The sequence below is a fragment of the Hominimerdicola alba genome (assembly GCF_900109655.1).
GTDB lineage: Bacteria > Bacillota > Clostridia > Oscillospirales > Ruminococcaceae > Hominimerdicola > Hominimerdicola alba_B.
In genome coordinates, this window is sequence record NZ_FOAT01000002.1 from 26299 (window position 1) to 48612 (window position 22314).

At 46.4% G+C, this 22314-nt stretch carries 19 protein-coding genes; 4 read left to right on the forward strand and 15 right to left on the reverse strand.

All coding sequences use genetic code 11. The features are described from left to right. Positions 1-289, forward strand: a 289-nt coding sequence (locus BMY75_RS18210; protein WP_207646252.1) for a hypothetical protein, incomplete at its 5' end; no start/stop codon positions are given. Then, complete coding sequence (locus BMY75_RS02125; protein ID WP_074829075.1) at positions 216-1070, forward strand: ParB/RepB/Spo0J family partition protein; 855 nt, start codon at positions 216-218, stop codon at positions 1068-1070. The genes BMY75_RS18210 and BMY75_RS02125, both read left to right, overlap by 74 nt. A 449-nt stretch (positions 1071-1519) precedes the next feature. Here BMY75_RS02125 and sfsA read toward each other — a convergent pair whose 3' ends face one another. The 3 genes from sfsA to BMY75_RS02140 all read right to left on the reverse strand — a co-directional run bounded on the left by sfsA (position 1520) and on the right by BMY75_RS02140 (position 4893). Then, complete coding sequence (gene sfsA / locus BMY75_RS02130; protein ID WP_074829080.1) at positions 1520-2185, reverse strand: DNA/RNA nuclease SfsA; 666 nt, start codon at positions 2183-2185, stop codon at positions 1520-1522. A gap of 73 nt (positions 2186-2258) precedes the next feature. Next, on the reverse strand, positions 2259-2678 hold the full coding sequence (locus tag BMY75_RS02135) for an NUDIX hydrolase (protein ID WP_074829083.1): 420 nt from the start codon (positions 2676-2678) through the stop codon (positions 2259-2261). Positions 2679-2682: 4 nt separating this feature from the next. After that, a complete protein-coding gene (locus BMY75_RS02140; RefSeq protein WP_074829086.1) occupies positions 2683-4893 on the reverse strand; it encodes an alpha-galactosidase in 2211 nt (736 codons plus the stop codon). An 803-nt stretch (positions 4894-5696) separates the two neighbouring features. On the opposite strand from BMY75_RS02140, the gene BMY75_RS02145 reads away from it, so the two are divergent. Next, a complete protein-coding gene (locus BMY75_RS02145) occupies positions 5697-6116 on the forward strand; it encodes a hypothetical protein (RefSeq protein WP_074829089.1) in 420 nt (139 codons plus the stop codon). A 183-nt stretch (positions 6117-6299) separates the two neighbouring features. Here BMY75_RS02145 and BMY75_RS02150 read toward each other — a convergent pair whose 3' ends face one another. The 12 genes from BMY75_RS02150 to serS form a co-directional block, all read right to left on the reverse strand. After that, positions 6300-6929 (reverse strand): type I phosphoribosyltransferase, encoded by a 630-nt coding sequence (locus BMY75_RS02150; RefSeq protein WP_074829092.1) that lies wholly within the window; start codon positions 6927-6929, stop codon positions 6300-6302. A gap of 754 nt (positions 6930-7683) precedes the next feature. Next, positions 7684-9465 carry an Rqc2 family fibronectin-binding protein gene (locus BMY75_RS02155; protein ID WP_074829096.1) on the reverse strand — a complete coding sequence of 594 codons (1782 nt, stop codon included), beginning with the start codon at positions 9463-9465 and terminating at the stop codon, positions 7684-7686. Positions 9466-9492: 27 nt separating this feature from the next. Next, entirely contained in the window at positions 9493-10005 is a 513-nt protein-coding gene (locus tag BMY75_RS02160; RefSeq protein ID WP_074829102.1) for an NAD(+) diphosphatase, read from the reverse strand. A 107-nt stretch (positions 10006-10112) separates the two neighbouring features. Then, entirely contained in the window at positions 10113-10727 is a 615-nt protein-coding gene (locus BMY75_RS02165; protein WP_074829106.1) for an SseB family protein, read from the reverse strand. 38 nt (positions 10728-10765) lie between these two features. Continuing rightward, positions 10766-11728 (reverse strand): glycosyltransferase family 2 protein, encoded by a 963-nt coding sequence (locus BMY75_RS02170; RefSeq protein WP_074829109.1) that lies wholly within the window; start codon positions 11726-11728, stop codon positions 10766-10768. A gap of 35 nt (positions 11729-11763) precedes the next feature. Then, complete coding sequence (locus tag BMY75_RS02175; protein WP_074829112.1) at positions 11764-12552, reverse strand: TatD family hydrolase; 789 nt, start codon at positions 12550-12552, stop codon at positions 11764-11766. 281 nt (positions 12553-12833) lie between these two features. Then, complete coding sequence (locus tag BMY75_RS02180; RefSeq protein WP_074829115.1) at positions 12834-15419, reverse strand: TolB-like translocation protein; 2586 nt, start codon at positions 15417-15419, stop codon at positions 12834-12836. A 4-nt stretch (positions 15420-15423) separates the two neighbouring features. Then, on the reverse strand, positions 15424-15900 hold the full coding sequence (locus BMY75_RS02185; RefSeq protein ID WP_074829119.1) for an RNA polymerase sigma factor: 477 nt from the start codon (positions 15898-15900) through the stop codon (positions 15424-15426). A gap of 486 nt (positions 15901-16386) precedes the next feature. Beyond that, on the reverse strand, positions 16387-17754 hold the full coding sequence (gene mnmE, locus BMY75_RS02190; RefSeq protein WP_074829122.1) for a tRNA uridine-5-carboxymethylaminomethyl(34) synthesis GTPase MnmE: 1368 nt from the start codon (positions 17752-17754) through the stop codon (positions 16387-16389). 38 nt (positions 17755-17792) lie between these two features. After that, positions 17793-19655 (reverse strand): tRNA uridine-5-carboxymethylaminomethyl(34) synthesis enzyme MnmG, encoded by a 1863-nt coding sequence (gene mnmG / locus BMY75_RS02195; protein ID WP_074829125.1) that lies wholly within the window; start codon positions 19653-19655, stop codon positions 17793-17795. 80 nt (positions 19656-19735) lie between these two features. Next, the gene (locus BMY75_RS02200) at positions 19736-20023 is read right to left on the reverse strand and encodes a hypothetical protein (RefSeq protein WP_074829128.1); all 288 of its coding nucleotides are present in this window, start codon (positions 20021-20023) and stop codon (positions 19736-19738) included. Positions 20024-20114: 91 nt separating this feature from the next. Then, positions 20115-21404: a serine--tRNA ligase gene (gene serS, locus BMY75_RS02205; RefSeq protein ID WP_074829130.1), complete on the reverse strand. Its 1290-nt coding sequence runs from the start codon at positions 21402-21404 to the stop codon at positions 20115-20117. A gap of 301 nt (positions 21405-21705) precedes the next feature. Between serS and BMY75_RS02210 the strand changes: the two genes are divergently transcribed. Then, positions 21706-22248 carry an FtsB family cell division protein gene (locus BMY75_RS02210; RefSeq protein ID WP_074829133.1) on the forward strand — a complete coding sequence of 181 codons (543 nt, stop codon included), beginning with the start codon at positions 21706-21708 and terminating at the stop codon, positions 22246-22248. The last annotated feature ends 66 nt before the right edge of the window (positions 22249-22314 follow it).

Consider the following 22314-nt stretch of genomic DNA (forward strand, 5'->3'; position numbering starts at 1 on the left):
TGATTTTGGAGTGGGATTGTTCCACGTGGAACATTTTGCCGCCGACCAGAAATCTTTTCAACCGACAAATCTTCCGCTGAAAACAGGGAGTGCTGTCGCAACGAAAGGAGAGTCGCAAAAGGGTGTCGGCAAAAGGCGAAATATTCTGGACATAGGTGTATGGAAAATCTGCGGCGGCTGTGGTAAAATCATCTTAACGAAAAGGAGGCAGGAGAATGAACAGGATAACCGACTTTATAACCAAGGCATTTGTGGAGGTGCAGGAACGTCCCGAGGAAGAACTGCGTGAACTCGGCAGAGTAGTTGACATAGGGGTGGGGGACATTCACCCGAACCCGTCTCAGCCGCGGAAACATTTTTCAGCCGAAGAACTGACCTCGCTGGCGAAAAGCATAACCGCCAACGGCATTATCCAGCCGCTGACGGTTAGGCGAGTTGAAGACGATATCGAGCTGATATCTGGCGAAAGGCGACTGCGTGCCGCGAAGCTGGCGGGGCTGAAGACAGTGCCGTGCATTATCATCAAGGCTGACCGCGGACGATCGGCGGTGCTGGCTTTGCTTGAAAATATCCAGCGAAGTGATCTGAACTGTTTTGAAGAAGCCATCGCCATAAGTGCGCTGATAGACGGCAGGGAAGTCACGCGGGAGGAGGTCTCCATCAAGCTGGGCATGGCGCAGTCCACCATAGCAAACAAACTTCGTCTGCTGAAACTGAGCCGAGAGGAGCAGCAGCTGATAATCGAGCACGGTCTGAGCGAGCGCCATGCGCGGGCTTTGCTGAAAATTACGGACGACGGTCTGCGAAAAGAGATACTGGCGAAGACCATAGGGGGCGGCTGGACGGTGGACGCGCTGGAAAAGTACATAGCCCGACTGGAAAGGGAAGAGCTGAAAAAGTCCAGCTACGAGAAACGCGCTGTCATGCTGAAAGATGTCAGGCTGTTTTTCAACTCCGTCAACAAGGCACTGGAAGTCATGAAGCTGGCTGGCGTGGATGCCACCGCGAAGCGCATCGACAAGGGGGACTGCATAGAGTATACCATCACTATCAGGAATACCACGGATTGAGGTCCACGAGATCAGCGGCGGTATATTATAATAGTATCGGTGTGGGCTGGCGGATATGTTGAAAACTTAAGCTTAGTGTTGAAAAGATCGGGGTGATCTCAACTCCGTCAACAAGGCGTTGGAGGTCATGAAGCTTGCGGGGGTGGATGCTACCGCGAAGCGCATCGACAAGGGGGACTGCATAGAGTATACCATAACGATCAGGAATACCACGGATTGAGGTCAGCGAGATCGGCGGCGCTGTATTATAATAGTATAGTGGTGAGCAAGAGGAAATGTTGAAAACCCGGATTTAGTGTTGAAAAATTCGGGGTGATTTTTGTCGGCGGTACTCTTGGTGGGGCAACTGTTTTCGTGCCGTATATTAATATAGTATACGAACGGATTTCGGACGCAAAGTTTTCAACATAAAAAACACCGACAGGTTGAAAATTTCCTGTCGGTGTTTTTTAGCCTTCTCTCATTCCTGTGATGACCAGTTTGTCGGGTTCGGTGTGGCAGGTGAAGAACAGTACCTTCACACCTGCGGCTTTTGCTTCTTCCATGGCTGTTCCGAATTCGGGGTGGGTGGCAGTGTTGGGGCGGACTTCCGTTACTCCGTCCATCTGTATCACAAATCCGATGGCGGCATTGAAGCCATTGGATTTAGCTTTTATCAGCTCGCGGATATGCTTTACGCCACGCTCGGTGGGGGCATCGGGGAAGTACCCAATGCCGTCGAATTCAAGGGTACAGCCTTTGATCTCCAGCAGATATTTTTCGTTTCCACGCTCCATATAAAAATCTATTCTGGAATCGCCGTAGGTGAACTCGGGGGTGACTTTGTCGAAGCCCCGAGTATCCAGCCATTCACGCATGACCTTATTGGGCGCCTGACTGTCGATGTTGAAAAGTACTCCCGTGCTTTTTTTCACAGCCACCAGATCATAGCGGGTCTTTCTGCCCTCGGTTTTCGGCTCGGTGAGCCAGACTTCACAGCCGGGTATCAGGAGTTCCTTGCACCGACCTGTGTTTTTTACGTGGACTGTTTCCTGCTGACCGCCCACAATGACTTCGGCTACAAAGCGGTTGGTGCGGGAGAGAAATTCGGCTTTGATGATGTTGGGGTAGGTCATGGGTAGTTCCTTTCGTAGTTAGTGATCATTATTATACCGGCGTATTAAGTGGTGTGGTAAAGGGGTAGTCAGATTATTTGATATAGTATCGCTCGGGGTGGAGTTTCAGTATCTCGAACATATGACCGATGTTGCCCTCGCCTGCGTACTTTTTCATATCGAAGAAATCTTCGGTGAGGGGCAGCCATTCAAGGTCGTTTTCATCGCCGCTGACTTCGGTGGGCTGAGTCAGCTGACCTGCCCAGACTTCAACATAACAGCCGTCCATGGGGTAATCGAAAGTCATAAGGCGTTCAAGATGTATCTGTTCTCGGGTTATGGAAGTTTCCTCAAAGAGTTCGCGGTAGGCGGCGTGTTCGCCCTCTTCGCCCTGCTCTATCTTTCCGCCCACCAGATTATACAGCCCCTTGTAGGGGTCTTTGCGGCGTTTGCACATCAGCCACCGGTCGCCCTCGGGGGAGAGGACTATCATGCAGTTGTAACCTTGTACCATGGGGTCACTTCCTTACAAAATGGAGTATCTTAGAGGAGTAGTCGCCGCTTATGCCGTCAACACCCCATATCTTTGCGCAGTTGATACCTGCGTTCATAAGTGCCGCACCCGATATCAGCTTGTCGGGCTCGCTTTCCTCATAGTAGTAAGCATCGGGGTCGAGACCTTTGAGCTTTATCCTGCGGGAGCGGTAGTTGGGTCTTGCCATTACCTGCACGAATTCAAACAGGGCTTCGCTCTTGTCCTTTGCCACGAACATCCATGCGTCCCAGGTGTTGTCTTCAAACATATTGCCTATGCGGTAGTGGTCGCCTGTGCGTACAAGGGGGTTATACTTTTTGAATTCATCTATCTGGGCGGGTATCATATCCCTGTCTTCCTGCGGGATACGGGTGACATCGAGTTCGTAGCCGAAAGTTCCCACCATGGCAACGTGCCCCCTTGTTCTGAAAGGAGTGTTTCTGCCGACGGTATGGTTGGGGCAGTCGGAAACGTGTGCGCCCATCGTCGAACAGGGGTAGCATATGGAAGTGCCGTGCTGTATTTTAAGGCGCTCGATGGCGTCGGTATCGTCGGAGCACCATATCTGCGGGGAGAAATAGAGCATACCTGGGTCAAACCTTGCGCCGCCGCCCGAGCAGTTTTCCAGCAGGATATGGGGATAATCGGTGGTGAGCCTGCCCATGAGGTCGTATACACCTAGGACGTATCTGTGCCAGAGTTCCCGCTGTCTTTCAGGGGGGAGAGCAGCTGAGCCAACTTCGGTGAGCTGGCGGTTCATATCCCATTTGATGTATTCGATGTTGGCATTATCAAGGATATTCTTCATCATGGAGTATACGTAGTCGCGGACTTCCTTGCGGGAGTAATCCAGAACGTACTGCTCGCGGCAGAGGGTCATATCTCTGCCCTGTATCTGTATAGCCCAGTCGGGGTGGGCGCGGTAGAGGTCGGAATCGGGGGAGACCATTTCGGGTTCAAACCAGAGACCGAACTTCATGCCCAGCTTGTTTACTTCATCAACGAGGTGCTTCAAGCCGCCCTGGAGTTTCTTCTCGTATACGAACCAGTCGCCGAGAGAGGAATTATCGGAATCCCTGTGACCGAACCAGCCGTCATCAAGCACAAGCATTTCAATACCCAGCTTTGAAGCTTCCTTTGCGATGGAGAGTATCTTATCGGTGTTGAAATCAAAGTAGGTAGCTTCCCAGTTGTTGATAAGTATGGGGCGGCGTTTGTTTTTGTACTCGCCGCGGATAAGGTTCTCGCGGTAGAGGTCATGGAAAATTCTGGACATTTTACCTATGCCCTCATCGGAGTGTACCATAACAACTTCGGGGGCGGTGAAAGTTTCGCCCGATTCAAGGAGCCATTCAAAATCAAGGGGATTTATGCCCATAACAAAGCGGGTCTTTTTGTGCTGTGTGACTTCTGCCTGAGCGATGAAATTTCCCGAGTAGACAAAGTTGAAACCGAACACCTCGCCCCTGTCTTCATCGGAGTTATGTTCGCATAGAGCGGCGAAGGGGTTGTTCTGGTGGGAGGATTCACCGCGGCAGGAATCGATGCTCTGTTTGCCGTGGTGAAGGGGAGCGCGCTCGATATGGCGTTCTCTAGCCCATGAGCCGTTCAGAGTTATCATATCAAATTTATCGGTATCGAATTCAACACAGGCTGAAAGGGCGCGGGTCAGCTTGATTGGCTTATCAGAAGTATTTTTGAACCTCACCGACCTTGTGATGACATCGAGTTTTTCAAATACCGAATATACCAGCACAGCTTCAAGACCTGTGTGGGCATCTTTCATGGTGACTTCAAGGGTCTGGGCGGGACTTTTTTCGGTGGCGAAAGTTGCGGGCATACCCTCAAGAGCGGGCTTGCCGTCGAAAATCCTGTGGCTCACATATCTGAGGTCACAGGTGGACATACCATCGCTGTCAAGTATCTTCAATGTGCTTTCACGGTAATCGCCGATACCGAAGCATGGATATTCAAAGGGTGTGGTATCGAGATAAACAGCTCTGTCACGGTTGTTTTTCTCGGGGGTGAAAGGGCTTTCGTCAAAGCGCAGCAGCCAGTCCATATCCTCATCGGGGACTTTTTTGCCGTAGTAAACATGGCCGAGATATTCGCCGTTTATCACCTTGAACATATAGTCGGTGTTATTGGCGCGAAGTTTGAATGAACGTTCTTTTTCGTTGTAGGTTATACTCATGATGGTACCTCCGTAGGATAAAATTCAGGTGTTTCCACAATTGTACCAGAAAACGGCAGAATTTTCAACAGCTGTAATCGATTTAAGATAGATTTTATATTGTGAATTTTTTGTAAAGCGTCGCGAAAACGCCCAAAAATGGATTTTTCCGCGTTATCGGAATGTCATTTTTATTACTGTTTTATTACAGTTGAATACGGATGTCAAATTGACGATGGGTGTTTGAAGTACGTCTTTTGGGACAGGCTGTGTAACTCTTTGATTACAACTTGGTAACACTAATGGGAGAAAAAAAGGACGATTGTTGAAACGGGAAAAGTTTTCAACAATAAAATGGGGTTATAGCAGTTTATACACCCTCTTTTCAACAGTTTCAACAGAGTTTTCAACAATTTTGAAAATGGGGATGTTGAGTTTCAACTGTCCAAAAAAGTTCTTGTTACCGTTTTTTAACCGTTTGTTACTTAACGCGGGCAAATAGTAACAAAAAACTGTAACAGATACGAAAATTTCCCGAATCATAGGGGTTTTACGGATGCAGATTAAAGAGTTTGTATAGTGGAGTAAACAAAAAAATTAAAATGGGGTTGTGTAAAACATAGAAGTTTTTGTTAGGGGTTGACAAGGTTATAAGGCGCGGTAATTAACCTGCGTACTAAATAAACTAAGCTGTTTTATGCCTGAACCGAGTGCTGATTATTGACAATCTATACCCAACATGATATACTTATACTGCGAATTACAGGTAGTAAGTAATTTGTTTTGCTATTAGGGCATTATAATTAATTTCAGGAGGGTTAAAAATGGATCCATATGAAATAATTCCCGGTAAAAGTGTGGGCAGATACGATATAGGTGCAGGTTATGATGGTATTATTGAACTCCTTCGTATTGAAAACATACCATATAAAACAGCTGATAATAACTATGTGAAAAAAATAATCACAGCTGATATTATTTTCTGGTTTGAAAATGGAGAACTGATACAGATAATGGTACGCAATGATTTCAAAGGTAAAGTAAATGGAAAGGTCGGTATTGGTTCTTATCTGAGGGATGTTGAAAAGTACATTGGGAAACCTGTAGAAAGCGGGCAGATCATCGAGATGGTATATATAATAAAAGATCTTCCCGGTATTAGTTTTGGATTACAGGATAATGATATTGATGAGGAATGGGATGAAAAAAATGCGCCGATAGAAAATATCTTTGTGTTTAAATAATAGTGAACTTCCGCCCTGTCAAAAGGCGCGTCACGCGGTCGACGAAGTCACCGCTACAAACTATCCGCATAAATATAAGATCATGCAACATCAAGGGACGATTTATTTCTCCGCAATCGCGGAAAAGTTTTCAACAAAAAAACACGGATGCTGTTGAAAAACAACCGCATCCGTGAAAAATCATCAAAGTTTGGAATAACCGAAACTGTTTATCAGAGCATCGACTTTCTGGCTGTTTTTGCACATGGGGCACACATTAGCGGGGAAAGTCTGATAGTTGGGAAGATCCTTGTCGGTGAACAGCGCGTGTATCGGGATATCGTCAAACTTTTCGATAGCCGAGAATATCGCGCCAACAGCTGCAAGCTTGCCGTTGTAGTACTGCAGACAATCAACAGCACGCCTGATACTCTTACCTGTCGAAGCGCTGGATATCAGAAGGAGTATCTGCTTGCCCCATACCTTCTTCTGCGTGTTGTCGCGGAAGATCATCTGATTAACGGCGTTGAGTTCGGGGGTGATGAGGTTGATATCCTCGCCTTTGTTTATGCCCGCCTGAGAAAGATATTCAGCCAGAAAACCGCCGAGAATCTCTGTACCTTCAAGACAGATTATCGTTTCGATATTGGTGTTGGCATAAGTGCTGCCAAGCTCCTGAGCGGCTTCCTTTGCCATCTTCAGGCTGGTCTTTATTGATGTCATGTCAACATAATAATTTACGTGGGAGTGGTTCGTAGCAAAATGCCCCGGGATAACTCCTATCTGCACCTTTTTATTCTTGACCGACTGTATAGTCTGCAAACGCTCTTCCATTGTGAATATTCCTCCTTTTAGATAACAGGGTTGGTATTTATATGGTAAACGACATATAAATTTTCACTTAGACCGACCGCAGATGCTATGCTTTTTGTAGCTGTGGTTGGGATAAGTAAGAAAATTTATGTCGTTTAACATAATCCTGCCCTGCAAAGATCATTTTAATGCGAAAGTTTTCGTTTCGGGTATATATATTATAACATATTTTTTCGCAATTGTAAAGATATTGTTAAACAAATTTAACCCGAGTTGTTTGTGCATAACGTCCCTGGTACTTGACTTTTTTTGATTTTGTGGGGTTCTGCGGAAACAAAATGAACATATTTTTGTTTGTTGGGGTGAATTGTTATGCGGAAGATAGCAGCGTTTGATGGTGCATAATGTCATATTTATGCGGACAGTTTGTGTGTGGGGGTGTCGCACCTCATTTCTCGGGTTTGTGCGGGGACTTGTCGCCCCTGGCGGGTCGAGTCATCGGAGACGCTTCGCTGTCCGATGACGGGCGCGGCAATAATATCCGCAAATAGAAAGAGCGTGGACGGTTGATTTGTCCACGCTCGATTTTTTTATTGCCGCGCCCTATTTAGTCGGAAGGTAGCTGTTTTATTTATTGCTTAGTTGCCGCTTCGCTTTTGTGCCTTGACCGAGAGGCTCTGCCTCTCGAGCTCTCCGCAAGCCTGCTAGCGCGAGGCTTGACCGCGCGCTTTGATTCGCGGCATAGTTTGTTTAGTGCGCAGGTTTGTTACCGCGCTTATTGATTTTCCAATCCCTGCACTATCTCTTCATCCGGCTTTACCGTTATCGTATAGTTATGTGTGAATATAACCATGCCCGGTTTCGATCCCGCTGGTTTCTTTACGAATTTTACAAAGGTATAGTCCACATCACATCTCGATGAATTCTTCGCTTTTGAATAGTATGCCGCTATCATCGCTGCTTCTTCTATGGTACGGTCGGGTGGAAGTTCATCTGGGGTGAACTTTGCGGCTTCTCCTCTGTCGGGACAGCTGATTATTACGTGACAGCCTGTGATATCTTTTGCATGGAGCCACACATCGGTCTTTTTGGAATCTTTACAAGTCAGTCTGTCGTTCTGGGCATTATTTCTTCCCACGCGGATCTCATATCCCTCGCTGGACTTGAATTTCATCGGCGGAAGTGCTTTCGGCGGTTTGCCTTTCTGTCTGCTTCGGCTGATATATCCCTGTTCGGTAAGTTCCTGTCGGAGTGCGGCAATATCGCCCTCCGTTCTTGCACGGGTGAGGGCATCGAGGACGGTATCGAGGTATTTTGCTTCCTCTTCGCCTTGGGCTATCAGTTTTTGCAGGACTTTCTCCGCGGTATCCAGTTTGCGGTATTCTTTAAAATACTTCTGGGCGTTCTGGACAGGGGTCAGGCGCTTATCGAGTTTTACTGTGACTTCGACCTGTTCGGGGTCATAGAAGTTTATGAGTTTAGCCTCTGTCATGCCTTTTTCGAGGGTATAGAGGTTTGCGGTAATGAGGTCGCCGTACTGTTTCAGCTGTTCTCTTTTAGCGCAGTCTTTCAGTTCAAGCTGTTGATTTTTTACCCTTGATTCCGTTCTGTCGATGGTATTCGCCAGAAGTCTGAAAAGGTCCTGAGCCTTTTGTCTTGTACGGGAAAGGCTATCTCTTTCGGAATAGAAATAATCCAGCAGGGCGGAGGGGCTTTCAAACTGCTTTGTCACCATAAGTCCGCCGTACTGATCTATATTGCAGAAACAGAAATCTTTCAGTTCGCCGCTTGTGGTCTTTATCACGGTGAATTTATTATCGCTATTGTCGATCTGTTCTCTGATCTTTTTGATATAGAACCACAGTCTGTCCTTATGGTCAGGGGTCATTTCGCCCACGGTCACTTCGGCTGAATGTGAGGTAAAGAAAGCACATTCTCTTGCGAATACGGGGGAGATGCCCTGCAGGGTCTTCATTATGCCCTTTGAGAGTTCCTGTTTTGAGGACTCTGCCAGTTTTTCTTCAAACTCTTCCCTTGAACATTCCGTCAGGGAAAGTCTGCCGTCGCTTTCGGGGAGGGTATAGACAACTCCGGGAAGCACCGGGGTCTCGGAAACTTCGGTAGACACGCGCTTGATGCTGTCTATAACTTTTCCGTTCTCATCTGTAAGCAGGAGATTCGCTCTTCTGCCCATGAGTTCAACGGTCACCGTCAGCCTTACCATATCGCCCAGTTCGTTGGTAGCATCGAAATCCATCATGATAACACGCTCGAAATCGGGCTGTCTTATGCCCACGAGTTTTGCACCCGAAAGGTGCTTTCTCATCAGCATACAGAACATGGGGGGCTGTTTCGGGTTTTCGATATCCGCATTTGTCAGGTGAAGTCTTGCTGTGCCTGCCACCGTATTTATCAGCAGTTTTTTAAGACCGTCATAGGTGCGCAGTGCAAAAAGCAGCTCGCCTTTTGAGGGCTGATGTATCTTATCCACTCTTCCGCCGATAAGCGGCATGAGTTCCTTTTTTATCTCACTCAGAAATACTCCGTCAAGAGCCATTGTTAATCGTCCTTTCCGATGCGGGGGTCATTTTTTACCGAAATACTCGCCCATGAATTTTTTATAGATTGCAAAAGCTGCATTTCCTGGGGAGTCGGGGAATATAGTCTCTATCACTTTTTCAGCGGGCACCCAGTCAGCCCAGTCCACCTCTGATGACAGTACCAGGGGCTGTTTTTTAACCCTTGTGATGAAGCCGTGCATAAGAAGTCCCTGTTTTTCAAACCAGTAAGTACCTGCGTAATCGAGGTTTTCAACATTAATGCCTATCTCTTCGGCGACTTCCCTTACTGCTGTCTGTTCGGCGTTCTCACCGGGAGTTATATAGCCCGAAACAAATGTAGTATATCTGTCCGACATATAATTTTGTCTCAGCAGCGCTATCTCATCGAACTCGTTAGCGACCAGAACTATGGAACAGCTTGGGAAAGTATCGAACCACAGTTTTTCACAGCCCTCGCAGTAGGGCACAAGACCCTCATCGCCCGCAGGTCTTTCCACCAGTTTTCTTCCGCACTGCGGACAGTATATGTATCTCATGTTGTTCCCTCCGCAAAAATGGTCGGAACAGTTCGCAGGCAAAGGATATCATCGGATACCCTTTGCTGCACCGCCGTCCCGACCGTAATGATCGTGGTATCTAAGCCTTACTGCTCTTCGGAAGAAGATACAGTGATGTCAGGCTTTTCGCCCTCAGCAGCCTCCTGAGCCTCAGCTTCAGCAGCGGCAGCCATAGCAGCGTCCTTGGTCTTCTTGAAGTTGATAAGGGTCTGCTTGATGGATTCCAGCATAGGCTTGGTGAAAGGCAGGTTGTGCTCCTTGGTGAAGGGATTGATAACAAAGCCTTCAACGTTGGGAGTGCTCTCTGTCAGGTAAGCGATATCGCTGAACTTCATAGCGAAAGGTCTGTACAGCTGGTCTGTGTTCAGCTTCTTCAGCTCCTCAGCATCGGTGAATACGGGGAAGAAAGATACAGAACCTGTCTGGTTGCCCTGCTCATCGCGGATAGGCTTGTTTACCAGCATGAACTTAGCTTCCTGCTTGTCCTTGAACTGTACGTGGTTGTTCTGGTCAGCAACCAGCTCCTGACCCTTTTCGATGATAGCGGGTACAAGGAATGTAGATCTCAGTGCGGTATTAATTACCTTGTTCTGAGTATCTGCACTGAATGCCTTTCTCATATCATTGATAGCTTCTACCAGTGCGGTATTGTCTATCTTTTCCTTGGTTACTGTTCCCGATATGTGTAAATTCTCAGCCATTTTCTTTTACTCCTTTTTAAATCAATTTAGGTTTGTTTTCACGCCTGTGTTTCTTCTAAGTTTATATCAACTATAAACTTAGGTCTTGCCTTTGTTTCAAGATATATCTTGCCGATATATTCGCCGATGACTCCTATCGCCAGCATCTGTAATCCGCCTATAGCCCATACGGATACTATCGTTGAAGCCCAGCCCCTGACAGTATCGCCTACTGCCTTTGCTATCAGGAAATATATCAGCATGATGATGGAAACGAGGAATATCACAACGCCAAGTGCTGTGATAAATCTTATGGGCTTTACCGAAAGTGAAGTTATACCTTCCACTGCGAAAGCCAGCATCTTTTTCAGGGGATACTTTGATTCGCCTGCTACACGCTCGTTTCTTTCGTACTTAACGATGTCGCTCTTGAAGCCCACCATAGGTACCATTCCTCTGAGGAACAGGTTTACCTCCTTGAACTCTGCAAGTGCATCGACAGCCCTCTTGCTCATCAGCCTGTAATCAGCATGGTCGTAGGTTATCTCAACGCCCATGAATTCCAGCATTTTATAATAGCTTCTGGCTGTGTTCCTCTTGAACGCCGTATCGGTCTCTCTTGAAGACCTTACACCGTATACTATCTCACAGCCCTCGGCACGCTTTTCAAGCATACCGTCTATAGCATTGATATCGTCCTGTAAGTCTGCGTCCATAGATATCAGTATGTCCGCATATTGTCTGGCAGTCATAAGTCCTGCCAGCAGTGCATTCTGGTGACCCTTGTTTCTTGAAAGCTTTATACCCGTAAACAGGTTTGTCTGGGGCATATCGTGAAGCTTCTGTATAACTTCCCAGGTATTGTCCTTTGAACCGTCGTCCACGAACATTACTTTGCTTTCACTGCTCACCTTGCCCTCAGCAATAAGCCCGTCCATCTTTTTCATCAGAGCCTTTGCGGTTATGGGCAGCATCTCCTCCTCGTTATAACATGGTATCACCAAATACAGTGTCTCCGCCAATTCATTCATCTCCAAAATTTATAGTATCGCTTCGGTCAGCGTATCCCGAAGAGCCTGCAGGCATTTTCGTTAGTTGCCCGAAGCACCTCTTCCGCGGAAACTCCTTTTATCTCCGCCATGACCTTAGCAGTCTCGGCTATCATCGAACTGTCGCTTCGCTCACCTCTGTAAGGCGGCGGTGCCATGTAGGGACAATCCGTTTCAAGCAGCAGCCGTTCAAGCGGCACTGCCTCGCAGGCGCGTTTCGCTTTCTTGTTGTTCTTGAAAGCCAGCGCCCCCGTGAATCCTATATACATACCCAGTCCCACGACTTCCTCAGCCGTTTCAGCCGAGCCCGAAAAACAGTGCATAACGCCCGCAGGTCGAAGTTCACTGAGAACGCCCATACATTCCTCCGTCGCATCGCGGCAGTGGATTATAACGGGGAGTTCCTTCTCCTTTGCAAATCTCACCTGATCTGTAAAAAGAGTCTTCTGCTTTTCGGCGTTGTATCCCTCATAGTGGTGGTCAAGACCGATCTCGCCCACTGCACGGAGTTTACCTGTACCGGACGCTTTTTCATACAGCGCATTAAGTATCTCCATATAATTATCGGGAACATCGTCGGCATACTCTGGATGAAAGCCTATGGATGTATAGTAATTCACGTATCTTTCAGCCGTTTCTATACCAAACAGCGAGGACTTTTCATCTACCGCCGCATGGAGCATCTTGTCAACAACATGACCCTCACTCACCAGCAGCTTGTCCAGCAGTTCAAATCTGTCTTCGTCAAAAGCTCTGTCATCGTAATGACAATGTGAGTCGAATATCATGCCTGCCATAGATATCTCCTTTCTGTTCGATATATACAAAAAATATTATAACACATTTATCCACATTTGTAAAGAACTTTTTTTGTCTTTTTAGTAAAAATCACAGCAAAAAATGCGCCCGCGCCGAGTGTTATAGTAAACGACATATAAATTTTCACTTATACCAACCGCAGATGCTTTACTTTTTGCAATTGTGGCTGGTATAAGTGTTAAAATTCATGTCGTTTGCTATAATCTCAGCGCGGGCGGAAATTTTTTTGTTATGGTGGGTCGTAATACAGAAATACAGATCAGGACAAACCTAAGTTTGAATACTCGTTTCCGAAAAGGTTGAAGCAGTTATTATGACTGCTGTTCAGGCATACATCACCTGTAGTCTCATCGTAAAGTATATTCATACCGTCTCTGCGAATAATACGGCTATCGATATTTGTTTCGTAAACTTTCTTAAATTCGTTCTCTATGTCATAAATGCGAAGTTCGCCGCTGTATTCACCAGTGTTACTTAAAAACAGATATTTACCGTCTTTTGTTACAAAAGTATTGCACTGATCTCCATTATTATCTCCCGCCATTTCATCAAATACCAGCTCATCTTCGGGCGTTCCGTATACAGGTTCTTCATCGCCCGTCATGTCTATACGTCTGAACTGCTGTTTACCGTCTTTATCACCGAAAACGAGATACAGATATTTTCCGCTGTCAAAATATAACGGAAGTTCCCAATCTTTGTATGTTTCGTAGGTATATTCGGCATAAGCATATCCGTCATCAAGTGAAACAGTGTGCAAAGTTATGGTATTGTCTTTAGCTGAAGCGTAATAGATGCACTTGCCGTTTTTCGATATTTTTATATTTTGAAAAAAATAACCGGAATTTTCGATTTTATGGATAACGCTGCCGTTGCTGTCGTAAATACAGGAGTCCGAACCAAATATATACGATTTATTATCGGGTGTTATCAGGAGCTTAGGTTCAGAACGTCCTGCATCGAAACTGAATGTACTGTTTTCGATGGGTGCAAGATCAAGATCATAAAATTCGTAGTTATATTCGGTATCAGTCTTGGCATTTTCTTTGCGTTTGACAAAAACTATGCAGTTTTCCTCTACCTGAACCAATATCGAATCCTTGGAATTAGTTGTCAATATGCTCTTGACCGAGTTTGTATCAGGCTCGTAAATATAAACATAGAAATCTGAATCTTCTGTGATACCAATTTCATCTGCGCGTCTGTTAAAATCCCTTCCTACCAGCAGATCGCCGTTTGACAATCTCCATATATACGAATTTGAATCGAACTTGTCTCTTATCTGTTCAGCATCGGGATCAAATCCCAGTTCTTCATTCGATACAGGCAGTTCATCGACAGCTTCGCCGTTGAAATAATGTGCAGCATCTGATGTATCTGATGTATTTGTTGTGTCTGTTGTATCTGTTGTGTCGTTCTTTTCGATATTTTTTATGTCGAATTCCGGATACTCTTTTCCGAAAATATTGAAGCATAAAGTCGATTCAAGCCGCGGTGTATTAACACCTTTTTCATGAATATCGCCTAAGCACACATTGCCTGAGGCTTCATTGAAAAGCAAATTACAGCCATCACGGGTGAAACATCTGCCTGCTTCATACATCGTTTTTTCATATACCTTTTTGAAATTGTTCTCTATATCGTAAACATTGACGTATGATATGGACGATTCCAGATTTTCCAAAGAGCAAGTGAACAGATATCTTCCGTCATTTGAAACATAGTAATATTCAGGCATGAATCCGATATAGTTGATAACATCTTCAGGTTCGCCGAAATAAAGTTCTTCTTTGCCTGTCATATCTATGCGTCTTATCATCTGCTTGCCGCTTTCAGTGTAGTAAACGGTGTACAGATACTTTCCGATGTCAAAATACAGCGGTTCATATTCGTCAGTTACAGAATCGCTGTTATATATGCTGTCGGTATGTTCACAATCGGTATAACCATCGCTGATGGCTATGCCTTTAATAATTTCAGCTTCATCATCCTCATCCTGAATAGTGTAATAGAAGTATTTGCCACACTTGGCAAGGGTACAGCTGTCTATGTGGTAGACCACGTCACTTTCATATATAGTATTGCCGTCAATATCATATACCGACAGTTTTTCCTTATCGGTCTCATAGTTTAAGCCCGCAATATATATATCGTTATTGTCGGATACCATAGGCATACACGGTATTTGGCTGTCGTTGAGGTCAAATCTGATGTTTTCCTTTATCGGATTAAGGTCGAAATCGAAAAGCGAACCTTTTATTTTAATGGGAGTATCCGGGTCCTGAGGCTGTTCGACATACCATATACCTATACAGTTTTCGTATATTTCTACACTGCAAAAATGAGATACTATCTCATCGCCAATCACTGATTCCGTTACAGGGTCAAAAATAAAATAATGATTTTCACACCATTCATAGTCATTGGGAATTTTGATTTCACCGTAATCATCATAGCTCTGTTTGATAAGGAATCTTCCGTTCGGAAGTTTCCATATATCTGAATAGTAGCCGAATTTTTCATACAAAGCGGATTCAATAAAGTCGGTATATGCCGCTGATGAATCCCTGTGTGGTGTGACCCAGTCAAACCCGCCTTTCAGCAGGTATGAACCTCCGCCCACTGCTAAAACGCCTGCGATGACTGCTGCGGCGATCCTGCCGCGGCGCTTTACTTTTATCTTATCCGTACTGCTGTTTTCCTTTGCCGTGCTGCTGACGATTATCTTATTGTTCTCCATAACATCACCTGTTAAGCCTTTCCGAATGCGAGCTTTGACAGAACTGTCAGCTCGAACATTATCGAAAGCAGCTGCAAGCTTGTTATCAAGCTCTTTGTCTGTCATAGTCTCACCCTCCCAATTCTTTTTTCAGCTTTTTTCTTGCACGGTGTATGTATGAATATACCGTATTTTCACGACATCCCATCAGCTTCGCGGTCTCGGCGGCTGTATATCCCTCATAAAGGTTTAGGTAGACAGCCATGCGCTCATTTTCGGGCAGACGCATAACTGCATCCATGACTTCCCTGTATTCAAAACCCGCGCCTTTTTCCGCCGCTGAATCAAGCTCCTTGTCCTTGCGGTGATGTCTTCTCAGCATCGTTTTGCAGACATTCTGTGCCGTTACTATCAGCCACGCTTTTGTGTGTTCACCCACAGCAGGAGCATTGTCCGCTTCAAGGTAACGCATGAATACAGTCTGCGCCGCGTCTTCAGCATCGGCAGTATGGCCGTGAAAATATACAAAGCATATCCTGTACACCATGTCAAAATATTCATCATAAACGGCATCAAAACCGCTTATCTCGAAACAAGCTGTTTCCACAGTCAACCACCCCCTTGTGATCCGCCGCCGAGGGGGTCGGCAGCGGGTCTTTTTGGTTTTCTGTATATAATACGTTTGAAAACACAATATCCTTGCAGCAGATAAAAAATTTTTTTAGAAAAAAAGAATATCCCGATCCGGCTGTGTATTACTGCAAATAATAATTTATCATATGGACTGCGGGCTTTATTGAGGAAGACCCTTTTGAAAAAGGGTCCTCCTCAAACGTCAGCTTTGCTGATGTTGACTCCATCCCCGAAAACTTTTATTTCTTTTTGGCAGGGGGCAGCTATTTCTATAAAGTGCAGTTAGTTACCGTACTAAGTGAACTTTATAAAGATATCTGCCCCCTGCCAAAAAGAGAGAGAAGTCTTTGGAAAGGGGTCTGGGGAATAACCTTTCTTCAGAAAGGTTTTCCCCAGTAGAATCCGCAGTCCGTGCGATAAATTATCGTTTATAGCAATATACAGCCGAATTGGGGTATTCCTACTTACCAACGCAGAATTTTGAGAATACTTCGGCGACAACGGCTTCGGTGGCTTTTTCGCCTGTAAGTTCAAGCAGAGAATCTGCGGCGAAGTCTATCATCACTGTTACAGCATCGAGAGTTTCGCCCATATCCAGGGCTTCAAGCGCCGCGCTGAGATTTTCGTGCGCTTTGTCAAGACAGCTTTTCTGTCTTTCGTTGGCGAATATCGTGCTGTTCACATCGTAATTTTCGGGTGTGAATATCTTTTCCACAGCCGCCTGTATCTGCGACCTGTCATCGAGATTCTTTGCGGATATGCACACGATGTTTTCGCTGTATCCCCTGAAAAAGCTTTCATCAACGGCGCTTTCAAGGTCGGATTTGTTCAGCACGATAAGGCTTCTCTTGCGTGATGACTTTACCTTTTCAAGCAGGGCGATGTCGTCGTCATCGGGTTTCACCGAGGTATCAAAAACCTCGATAACGAACATACACTCATCAAGACGCTTTTCAGCCATTTCGACACCTATCTTCTCTACCTTGTCTTCGGTGTCGCGTATGCCCGCTGTATCAGAAAGTTTGAATACCAGTTCGCCCAGTCTTGCGCTTTCTTCGATAACATCACGGGTAGTGCCCGCAACATCGGTTACGATAGAACGGTCATAGCCCAGCAGAAGATTCATCAGGGTCGATTTGCCAACATTCGGCTTGCCCGCAATTACAGTATCTATTCCCTGCTTTATCAGCATACCGTTGTCATGGTCGGCGATAAGCTTGCCTGTGACAGCCAGGGCATTTTTTATGCTTTCGCGGAGAGCTGTTTCCTCTACTGCTGGGAGGTCTTCCTCGGGATAATCCACCCATGCCGCCAGCTCGCCCAGAAGCTTTACCAGCTCGCCTGTGACTTTGTGTATCTGCCCGAAAAGGCTGCCCTGCCTTGTGAGGTTCGCGGAAGCCAGAGCATATTCGCCCTGTGCCGCTATGGTATCCATTACAGCCTCAGCCTGTGTAAGTGAAAGCTTACCGTTGAGCATAGCGCGCTTTGTGAATTCACCCGCCTGTGCAGGCTCACAGCCGTTTTCAAGACAAAGTCTGAGCACCTTTTTGGTAACATAGATACCGCCGTGGCATGATATCTCGCAGACATCTTCACCCGTGTAGGAATGTGGCGCACGGAAAACCGTCAGCACGCCGTCATCCACGGTCTTTTCGCCGTCATGTATCTGACCGTAGGCGCAGGTGTAGCCCTGCATTTTTTCAACACTCTCACAGGTGAAAGGTTTGAAAACTTTAGCCGCGCACTCAAAAGCGCCCTCGCCGCTTATCCTTATAACAGATATACCGCCCTCTGCAAGGGGGGTAGATATAGCACATACAGTTGACATCTTGTCACTCCTTTGAAATCGTTCCTATTGGGTGCGGGCTACTTTATAGTCTCAAGATATACCAGCAGAACATTTATATCCGCAGGATTCACACCGCTGATACGGCTTGCCTGTCCTACGGAGAGAGGACGTATCTTCGCCAGCTTTTCAGCGGCTTCAAGGCGCAGTGAGCCTACCTTTGAATAGTCGATATCCTCGGGTATCTTTTTGTTTTCAAGCTTTCGCATAGCCGCTACCTGCTCCAGCTGTATCTTGATATATCCCTCGTACTTTATCATCAGCTCCACCTGCTCGCATACATCGTCTGGCAGCTCGGGGCGCTCAGGGTCGATAAATGCAAGACCCTTGTATGTCAGCTGAGGACGACGAATAAGCTGTGCCAGCTTTATGCCGTTGTTTATTGGGTCTGTGCCCTGTGATACCAGATATTCGTTCAGCTTTTCGGAGGGCGCAGTGTTTATCGCCGAGATACGCTTTATCTCAGCTTCTATCTGCTCTTTCTTTTTCAGGAAAGCCGCATACCTCTCATCATCGATAAGACCTACACTGTGACCTGTCTCGGTAAGTCTCAGGTCGGCGTTGTCCTGCCTCAGCAGAAGTCTGTATTCGCTTCGGCTGGTAAGCATACGGTAAGGGTCGGATACGCCCTTGGTGCAAAGGTCGTCCACCAGTGTGCCGATGTAACTGCTGGCTCTGTCCAGTACCATGGGTTCTTCGCCTTTAAGTTTCAGTGCGGCGTTTATACCCGCTACAAGACCCTGTGCCGCCGCTTCCTCATAACCCGATGTGCCGTTGAACTGTCCTGCACCGTATATCCCGTGGAATTCCTTGAATTCAAGGGTGGGCAGAAGATCGTTGGGGTCACAGCAGTCGTATTCGATAGCATAAGCGTTACGCATTATCTCCACGTTTTCAAGACCCTCGATAGTCCTCAGGAATTTCAGCTGAACATCAACAGGCAGAGAAGAACTCATGCCCTGGAGATAGTATTCTTCCGTATCAAGACCCATAGGCTCGATAAAAAGCTGATGTCTGGGCTTGTCCGAAAATCGCATTATCTTGTCCTCGATGGAAGGACAGTACCTTGGACCGATAGCGTGTATCCTGCCCGAATATATAGGCGAAAGATGGATATTATCGGTTATGACCTTGTGAGTTTCAGCGTTGGTGTAGCCCACATAGCAGTCAACCTTGTTTTCGATATCGCCGTTATTGGTGAATGAGAAAGGTGTGATATCATCATCGCCGTGCTGGACTTCAAGCTTTGAAAAATCGATGGAACGCTTATGTACTCTGGCGGGAGTGCCTGTTTTGAAGCGGCGTAAAGTCATGCCCGCAGCTTTCAGGCTGTCGGAGAGCTTTCTTGCAGGAAGTACCGAATCAGGGCCGCTGGGATAGGTGGTAGTACCTACGTGTATCTCGCCGTTAAGGTAAGTGCCGCTGGCGATGATGACAGCTTTACAGCCGTATTCAACACCCAGATGTGTGCGCACACCGCGGACGGTCCTGCCGTCATCTTCAAACAGTACATCTGTTATCTCAGCCTGTTTCAGGAAAAGCCCCTCGGTGTCCTCGATGGTCTTTTTCATAAGCCTGTGATAAGCCACACGGTCTATCTGCGCACGCAGGCTGTGTACCGCAGGGCCTTTGCCGCGGTTCAGCATACGGCTCTGTATAAGGGTCTTGTCCGCCGCCTTGCCCATCTCGCCGCCTAGAGCGTCTATCTCGCGCACAAGATGACCCTTTGCAGTACCGCCTATCGACGGATTGCAGGGCATATTGGCAACAGCGTCCAGCGTTATGGTGAACAATGCAGTTTTAAGACCAAGTCTTGCCCCTGCCAGCGCAGCCTCACAGCCCGCATGACCTGCGCCAATAACTATGATATCAAAATTTTCCATACGGTCTGCTCCTTCTCAAAAAACTCGCCGCACCACATAAAGGTGCGGCGAAGATACGGTTCTTCCGTGTATACATTACCCTAATCGTGCTGAGCTTTCAGCAGTTTTTTATTCAGCTTTGCTATCTTTTTTTGCAAGTCCTTTATCTGCCGTTCTTTGGAAAACAGGGTATTCTGATAGCTTATCACTTCTTCTCTCAGCCGAAAAATATCTTTGTCCTTATTATCGAGCATAGAGCGGTATCTGCGGCAGATGCCTGCGTATTCAAGGCACATCCTGCCGTAATTTTCGCACATTATCTCACTGCGTTCTTTCGGGGTATTTACTTTTCCGAAAGCGTCTGTATCAACATTTTTAAATTCGCTCATGCTTTCATTCTCCTATAAATATCATTGTCGGAGATGGTACAGCAAACGCCTCTCCCCGCCCTGAGGACGGAGAAAGTGCGCATAATTATTATTACTTTGTGGGAACCAGCTTGTCCTTGCCGCCCATGTACATTCTCAGGGGTTCGGGGATAGATACTGTGCCGTCGCCGTTGAGGTTATTCTCAAGGAAAGCTATCAGCATTCTGGGAGGAGCAACAACGGTATTGTTCAGGGTGTGTGCAAAGTACTTGCTGCCGTCCTCGCCCTTTACTCTTATCTGGAGTCTTCTTGCCTGAGCATCGCCCAGATTCGAGCAGGAACCTACCTCGAAGTACTTCTTCTGTCTGGGGCTCCAAGCTTCAACGTCACAGCTCTTTACCTTCAGGTCAGCCAGGTCACCCGAGCAGCACTCGAGAGTACGTACAGGGATATCCAGTGAACGGAAGAAGTCAACAGAGTTCTGCCACAGCTTGTCATACCAGGTCTTGCTGTCTTCAGGCTTGCAGACAACGATCATTTCCTGCTTTTCGAACTGGTGTATACGGTACACACCTCTCTCCTCGATGCCGTGAGCGCCTACCTCTTTACGGAAGCAGGGAGAATAGCTGGTGAGGGTCTGGGGCAGGGTAGCCTCAGGCAGAGTTGTCTTGATGAACTTGCCTATCATGGAGTGCTCGGAAGTACCTATCAGGTACAGATCCTCGCCCTCGATCTTGTACATCATGTTCTCCATCTCAGCGAAGCTCATAACGCCTGTAACAACGCTGGATCTTATCATGAAAGGAGGTACATAGTAAGTAAATCCCCTGTCGATCATGAAATCTCTTGCATAGGAGAGTATAGCAGAGTGAAGTCTTGCGATATCGCCCTTGAGGTAGTAGAAACCGTTGCCCGATGTCTCTCTTGCAGCGTCAAGGTCGATGCCGTCGAATGACTCCATGATATCAACATGGTAGGGAACTTCAAAATCGGGAACAACAGGCTCACCGAACTTTTCTATCTCAACATTCTCGCTGTCGTCCTTGCCTATGGGCACGCTGTCATCGATGATGTTGGGGATGACCAGCATTCTCTCGCGGATCTTAGCTTCCAGCTCTTCTTCCTTGACTTCCAGATCAGCCAGTTCCTTAGCCATAGCGTTGACCTCAGCCTTAACAGCCTCAGCCTCCTCCTTCTGACCCTTGCCCATCAGAGCGCCTATCTGCTTGCTCTTGACGTTTCTCTGGTTTCTCAGTTCGTCTGCCTTGGTACGTGCAGCTCTGTATTCCTTATCAAATTCAGCGACCTCATCTACCATAACGAGCTTTTCGTCCTGGAACTTCTTCTTGATGTTCTCCTTGACGAGATCGGGGTTAGTTCTTATAAGCTTGATATCTATCATATCTATTACTCCTCACCTGGGGCTTCCGCCCAAAATTTATCAACTTATAGTGTATCATTTATTATAGGTTTTGTCAAGTCCCGAAGACTGTGGCTTTCAATAAATGCTTAGTAACTGCCGATATTGATTTCACAAAAACAGAGTACAGCAGGTTTATATTATTGTTAAAAACGCCTAAATTTGTCTTAAAATAGAAAAAGTTGTGAAAAGCCCTTGAAACTTTGGGCGAAAATGTTGTATAATACTTGGGAGTAGACTTCTGTTTTATAATAATGTATGTGAAGTCGGAAAGGAGCAGACGATGAAACGGGACGACGAGCTTGATATCCATGACGAAAATACAGAAAATGACAATGATCTCGGGGACGCTGCTGAGCTTGTAAAGGCGGCTGAACTGAATGTTACTGACGATACCGAAGATGATAACGAGTATACCAAGTCGGATGAGGAATATGCCGAAGAGTATGCGGACGATGTCTATATCGAAAATGTGCCCGAAACAGACGATGATGAACCTCTGCCCGATGATGAAGATGATATCGGAGAGAGTGCTGCGCCCAAGAGCAAGCGAAGTGTGTTCAGACCTGTGCTGTTTGCTATAATCGTGTGCTTCTGTGTCATAGCAGCGGTGGATATGATGTCTCAGCAGAATGAGATAGAACAGCTGCGGCAGGAAACTGTCATGATGACCGGCAAGATAGAAGAAACAAAGCAGAAGAACGACGAGTATACCGCTCTGCTTGAAGCGGAGGAAGACGAGTTCATGGAGAGAGTGGCTGTTGAACAGCTGGGTTACTCTTACCCCAATGAAAGACGCTACTACATAGTGAACAAGTCAGAATAAAAGATACGAAATATTGCAAATGGTATGGTACGGTATCCGTTGGGTACGAAAATATGCCGTTTGTAC